Raw genomic sequence first — 5,888 nt, 5'->3', positions numbered from 1 at the left:
GGGAATGTTTTAGTTTATCTCCTATTATTTGGATATTTAATGTTTCTTTAGTATAAAATAGTATTTCTGATAAAGGAGTTTAATAGTTTATAAAGAAATTATTTAATAAATAATTTTTAAGGAGAACAAATATGCGAGGACTAACATTTGAGATTAATAATGAGTATGGAAAATGTCTAGAAGAAATTTTATCGGGGATAATTGAACCTTCATGGTTTTGGTCGATTGGTCCTGGCGAAGCCTATAAATGTTTTAATAATTCCAAATTAGAACTTTTTCCGCCTAATAATGAAATAATGGATACTAAATCATTTATGAATATAATAACAACGGGGAAATATTACTTAATATTCAGTGATATAAAAGCTTTCCCGACTCGCGAAAGTATTGTAGAAATTAAAACTTATGATGATTTTTTGAAAAGTTCTTGTCAACTTGCACTTTTAGTAATTGATTCTGTTTTCGTATCAATATTTGTAAAAAGTGAGGAGATACTCTGTATAGTTTATGAATGTGCGAAAAAATTAGCATATACAAATATTAAATTTATAACTGAAGATGAAAGTGAACATAATCAATTGACAGTATGGGGTTAGTTAATTAGAAGATAAAAACCTATGATACATTTGCATCATAGGTTTTTTATTTAAAATCTTGCTGGATAAGCAGTAGAATTTCTTACACCTCTTGACCAGTAATGTATGTGAGGGAAAGTATGACCAACCCCACCATGGAAGTAGTCAATATCCTTTATTGCATTACCATTACTGTCATAATAACGTCTTTGTTTAACTTGACCTCCTGAAATTAAATCCTTGGATGAATTAGGAGTTGTTGATGTTGGTTTAAGGCTACTAGCCGATGAAGTGGAATGATTTGTAGTTTTTCCGCCGACTGACATTGCAGTATTGAAGTTAGCAAATGATCCCCCACCACCAGGATGTTTTAATGTAGGTTTTGATGCTGATCCATATGGTGTTATTAGTTCAGAACTTGTCTCTACAGTGTTCTCTGAAGAGTAGTCTAATGATTCCTCAATAGCGTATGCTTGATATCCTAAACCGCCTGTAAATAATAATAACGCTAAAGTTACTATAAATTTTTTCAATTTTTATACCCCCTTTAGCAGTATTATACATAAAAAAACTATTATATAAATAAATTGAATTAAAGTAATAATTTAATTCCGCCCTACTGATAATTCAACAATTCCCCGATATTGTATAGAAAAAAAGCGAAAACTCCTATCTAAATTGTTGCTGAGACAAACTAATATAGGAGTTTTCACCTTGTATACAGGGCATCGTCAGGATAATGTGGATATACAATAATTAAATTGTAACATTGTAAAGAGTTTCACATAAATTAACGGGGCTTTAATGCAAAAAGGATTTATAACGTATACAAACTAAATCTAATAAACGTTCCCAAATCAAAGTTTGGGAATGTACCAAAAACCCACAAAGCGCGCTACAACAGCGTTTCGTGGGTTTCTTTGTGTTCAAGCGTTATACAGCTTTTTATGCAGTACCGCACAAACGTTGATTTCATCACATTCGACGTTTTTCAACAGCTGCGCCCGCGTGCATAAAATCATGTATATTATTGACCTAACAATCGTTTTGCCATTTCTTGCAGACGCTCATTAAAACTTGCGTCATATTGGATAAAACCTTTTTTCGTACTACGGTTTATTATTTCTTCCAACACTTGTTTATCTTCATCGCCTACAATCGTTTCACTACCATCCAATAATCTCTCGTCCATTGTTTTATATTCTACAAACGTCTCTTTCACTTGCTGGATTTTCACACCTAAAGCTGTTACTTTCGCATACGTCGGTACACTCATAAAACGTAGCTTTGCGAGTACCTCTAATCGTCTCTTTTCATCTTCTGTTACATAGAATTTTACTTGTTCTTTCGCCATTACAAACACATCCAATCAGTACTATTTAGTGATTATATATTATCACTTTTTAGTACGATATATCAAATAATTATCAAGGTCTTTTTAGTACCAAAAAAAGAGCAGCTATCGCTACTCTCCTGTATCTTCTGTATCAAATTATTTTAAATACTTATTATGCTCCTTCATAATTTCATCAAAAAACTTTTTAAGTTTTCTAACTTGAAGCTCATCTAAATCCAACGCATATAATTCCCATTCTTCGAAAAAACCTTCATACAAAGGAAAAAATTCTTCTTCAAAATCATTATATTCAACAATATAATTTTCAAGTTTAACAACATCAAATATTGGAACATACGCAACAATATCATCAATGTGTCTATCTCTATCTTCCCAATGAGTTACCAAATCATCATCTAATCTAGCATAAATCTTTTTTGTTTTTGAATGATAATAATATTCCATCATTCCACCTCGTCATTTTCTTCAATGTGTTTCGCTTTCGTGTTGTATTCCTCAAATTCTTCAACGGTTAGCTCACGTAACACATTTTCATATTTCGATTTCTGCCAAACAGATGTTAATAAATGCGTATACTCTGTATCGTCTTGCTTTTTGTACTTGTCTAATTCACCATTTTTAAACTTCTTCACGTAGTCTTTGAATAAGCCGTTAAACGTCAGCAATTGGCGACCTTTCAACGCTTTATAAAAGATTTCAAATACTGACTTTGAATGATACAGCTCATTTCCTTTAGCCGAGTATTTCGCGACCTCTAGGACTGCGCCATTCTCCGATTTTTCACTGGAACGGACTTTGCGAATATCCACTTGTGTAATGCTTGAATCGTTCATGCACTCTTGCCACATTTCAAGCCATTTAGCTTGGCTAATGTATTGTGTCGCTTGATTAAAATAACTTTTATTGACTGCCATCACTACATGAAAGTGTGGGTGATACGTGTCATAGTTCGGATTGTTGTCACCAATCTCTAAACCACGTTTCACAAAGTATTCTTGTCTTTTTGGATTGTTGTACATCTCTTTTGTAATGAAACGCTCCTTGTTATACGTCACTTCTAATTTACGAATATAACCGTTTATTACTTTTTTTACAGCTTGTCTTTTCATCAAATTTTTAAAAGCCACATTAAATTTATCAATCTCATTTTTAAGTTCTGCTCCAGATACATTCGGTGCAGTCAATGTCATTAAAATAAATTCCTGGTCTTTTTCCTCTCGGATTCCTTGCATCGTCACTGAAATTTGAATCGCATCTTTCTTCGCTTTGTTCCACGTACAAATCGGGCAAAATCGGTTGCCACAACTATTAGAACGATGTACCCGTTTCGCATTCATATCAAATGTCGTCAAATGTTGCATAAAATCACCACATGTTTTCACTCGCTCTAACGTTTTAGGAGTAAAAACACCCTTTGCATACTCCACTAATTTTCGTACTAAATCTTTTTTCGGTGTGCAGCGTTCTAAAATGTACACACCTAGCTCGGTAGATTTTAATTCGGCTTTACCGATTTTACCCTCTTGTTTTTTCGTCATAGACATTGTACAATCGCTTTGTATTTAATTATAAAAAGACAAAAAAGCGACTTGCTCCTTTCTCATAATGTTTTGGTTTAAACTAAGCACTTAAATCATAAAACAGTATTATGGAAATTGCAAGTTGTTTTTTTTTTGCGCCTTACAGCCACAAGGCTTTAGACCCTCACATACGTAACGATTTGCTCCGCCAATAGTTACGTATGTATCAAGTAAAAGAAAGAACTCATTTCGCTACGCTCATTCGCTCTTTTAAAAAACAAAAAGCACCCCTCTTTCAGAGGAGCACTTTTCAAAAAAAAAAAAAAAACTTTTAAAAAAAAATTTATAAGCTCATATCATCATGGCTTGCTCGTCTTTCACGACTGATTTGTCTTTCCACAGGCAATTGACTTTCAATCCCTTTGGAAATACCAATCTTATTTTTCATATCTTCAGCTAAGTCAGGGAAACCCTCTTTTTCCGTCCATAACTCACCGTATTTGCTAACAGCGTCCACTAAGTTTTTTTGTTTCGGTGTTAAGTCAGCTTTATAATCCCCATTATCGTATTTAAACATACCAAAAGCCTTCACAACGTTTGTAAGGCTCTCATAAGCCCCTCTGAGACGTTTTTGGTAGTCTCCTAACTTCACCTTCAGATTTTCAATTACACCTCTTAAATCGCTCGCAGTGGCTTTTAAAGCCCTATTTTCTTCTTTCAAATCTTCATTCACCTGTTCAGCTCGTTCCAACAAGCCATTTACATCTTTCTGACGCTCATATAAAGCGTCCACCTGTTTCTCTTTCTCATTCAACGCTAGACCTCGTTGCTCTAACTCACTCGCCTTTTGACGATATTCATTTTCACGCAGCTCTAGTTCTTGCTCTCTCCCATCGAGAGTCTTTTCTCGCTCTGTCACTGCTTTTATTTTCATAGCTAATTCATAATTTTGTTTACGCAGTTTTACATTTTGACGACCAGCACGAATCAGCGTTTCATAATCGCCTTTAGACACTTCGACACGCTTTTCAGATAACCCAACCAGACTACCTAAACCGCCTTTGATAAACTTCCTTTTATCAATTTGCTCCATCTCAGACATTTTTACTTTCGTATCCTCAATATGTGCGAGTTGCGCTTTCAGCTCTTTATCCATTTCTTGCAGCTGTTCCATCTCACGCTGTTTCGCTTTAAACTCATTCACATCACGATACTCGTTTTTACCAACGTGTTTACGCTCAATGCCCCGTTCTTGCAACATTTTTTCTAATAAACCGACTTCCTTTTCTCGCCAGTCCTCAAACGGATATTCCTTATCGAGTGTCGGGTCCTGTTGCGTAATCGCTCTATCAAAAGCCACTTGCTTTTCAAGTCCACGCTTATAACCACTCGCTACAGGTACAAAATTTAAGTGCATGTGAGGACTTGCCTCGTCATTATGAATGACAGCGTTGTACACCTTTAAATTCGGATTTCGCGCTTGAAACCCGTCAAACCACTCTTTCAAGACCTCATTCGCCAGTTCAATATTGGCTTTATCCGAAAAATCGTCTCGCTCTCCTACTTGTACAATCATCTCTTGCTGCAAAGCTGTTTTCTTACTCGACTTGATATGATTGTAATAATCTTTGATTTTCCGATCTGACCGTTTTTGCTTGTCGTTGTACGTGCCCAAAGCTTCGCTAAATTCTTCCTGGTAAAGTTGCTTTAAATCTTTTTCAATGAGATACACATTTTCGTCTGAACGAGAAAAATCAATATGCTCATTTTTCAATTTGTCCTTTTCACGCATCGTTCGATTATTGTGATTGATGTTTGTTCTTCTCGTAGATTTTTGGAAAGATACGGACATACTCATCTCACATCACCTCGTTAAAAGAATCATACCAAGCGTTTGTTACTTTGGCAAAGTAACGTTTTCTACGTTTTGACACGGACGTATCAAAACAAACGCTCTGCCGAGGGCTATTTCGGGCGAATCGCCCGACAAAAAACGTGCTGGCACGCACATCGTTTTTCGAAAATTCCCGACACAAAAAAGGCATGACGGCCCATCGCATTTTGCGATGAGCCGCCACACCTTCTCTAAAGATTTCACACCCTCCAAGACTTTTTCAATCGCAAGGATCGGGTTGTATTTTTCAAAACGCTACGCTGAAAAATCTCCACCCTTTCCTCCTTGCCATCAAAAATTTTTCGGGCAGGGTTCGGGGCACACCCCCGAGCATACGAAAAAATGAAGGTCTTTCCCTCGGAGATTGCCCTTCTATTATCGCCCGAAAAACCGTTACTAGCCGGCTAAAATCACTCATGTACTCCGAATTATATTTCGCTCTACAAGAACCCCCCTCACACCAAAAAAATGAAGGGGTACAACCACCACTTGCGCCAATCTTTCACATTAGCTACAGTGAGAACACTCCCAAACATCGCTTT

General features: G+C 36.1%; 6 protein-coding genes. 1 reads left to right on the top strand and 5 read right to left on the bottom strand.

The genetic code is table 11. The features are described 5' to 3' along the window. Positions 1 to 131 precede the first annotated feature (131 nt). Positions 132 to 596, top strand: coding sequence for a DUF2691 family protein (locus A6M13_RS08200; RefSeq protein ID WP_066544877.1), 465 nt, complete (start codon positions 132 to 134; stop codon positions 594 to 596). A 50-nt stretch (positions 597 to 646) separates the two neighbouring features. Here A6M13_RS08200 and A6M13_RS08195 read toward each other — a convergent pair whose 3' ends face one another. The 5 genes from A6M13_RS08195 to A6M13_RS16000 all read right to left on the bottom strand — a co-directional run bounded on the left by A6M13_RS08195 (position 647) and on the right by A6M13_RS16000 (position 5,310). Beyond that, complete coding sequence (locus A6M13_RS08195) at positions 647 to 1,108, bottom strand: hypothetical protein (protein ID WP_066544876.1); 462 nt, start codon at positions 1,106 to 1,108, stop codon at positions 647 to 649. A 494-nt stretch (positions 1,109 to 1,602) separates the two neighbouring features. Continuing rightward, complete coding sequence (locus A6M13_RS08190; RefSeq protein WP_066544875.1) at positions 1,603 to 1,929, bottom strand: hypothetical protein; 327 nt, start codon at positions 1,927 to 1,929, stop codon at positions 1,603 to 1,605. Positions 1,930 to 2,067: 138 nt separating this feature from the next. Next, a complete protein-coding gene (locus A6M13_RS08185; protein ID WP_066544874.1) occupies positions 2,068 to 2,376 on the bottom strand; it encodes a hypothetical protein in 309 nt (102 codons plus the stop codon). Further along, positions 2,376 to 3,470, bottom strand: coding sequence for a protein rep (locus tag A6M13_RS08180; protein ID WP_066544878.1), 1,095 nt, complete (start codon positions 3,468 to 3,470; stop codon positions 2,376 to 2,378). Before A6M13_RS08180 ends, A6M13_RS08185 begins: the two co-directional genes overlap by 1 nt. 325 nt (positions 3,471 to 3,795) lie before the next feature. Next, a complete protein-coding gene (locus tag A6M13_RS16000) occupies positions 3,796 to 5,310 on the bottom strand; it encodes a plasmid recombination protein (RefSeq protein WP_141680924.1) in 1,515 nt (504 codons plus the stop codon). Positions 5,311 to 5,888 lie beyond the last annotated feature (578 nt).

This window comes from Caryophanon tenue (assembly GCF_001700315.1).
Taxonomy (GTDB): domain Bacteria; phylum Bacillota; class Bacilli; order Bacillales_A; family Planococcaceae; genus Caryophanon; species Caryophanon tenue.
This window is presented reverse-complemented; position numbering and strand designations above follow the sequence as displayed.

Coding starts and splice junctions, on each gene's coding strand:
- A6M13_RS08200 (WP_066544877.1), top strand. CDS start 132: ATGCGAGGACTAACATTTGAGATTAATAATGAGTATGGAAAATGTCTA.
- A6M13_RS08190 (WP_066544875.1), bottom strand. CDS start 1,929: ATGGCGAAAGAACAAGTAAAATTCTATGTAACAGAAGATGAAAAGAGA.
- A6M13_RS08185 (WP_066544874.1), bottom strand. CDS start 2,376: ATGGAATATTATTATCATTCAAAAACAAAAAAGATTTATGCTAGATTA.
- A6M13_RS08180 (WP_066544878.1), bottom strand. CDS start 3,470: ATGACGAAAAAACAAGAGGGTAAAATCGGTAAAGCCGAATTAAAATCT.
- A6M13_RS16000 (WP_141680924.1), bottom strand. CDS start 5,310: ATGAGTATGTCCGTATCTTTCCAAAAATCTACGAGAAGAACAAACATC.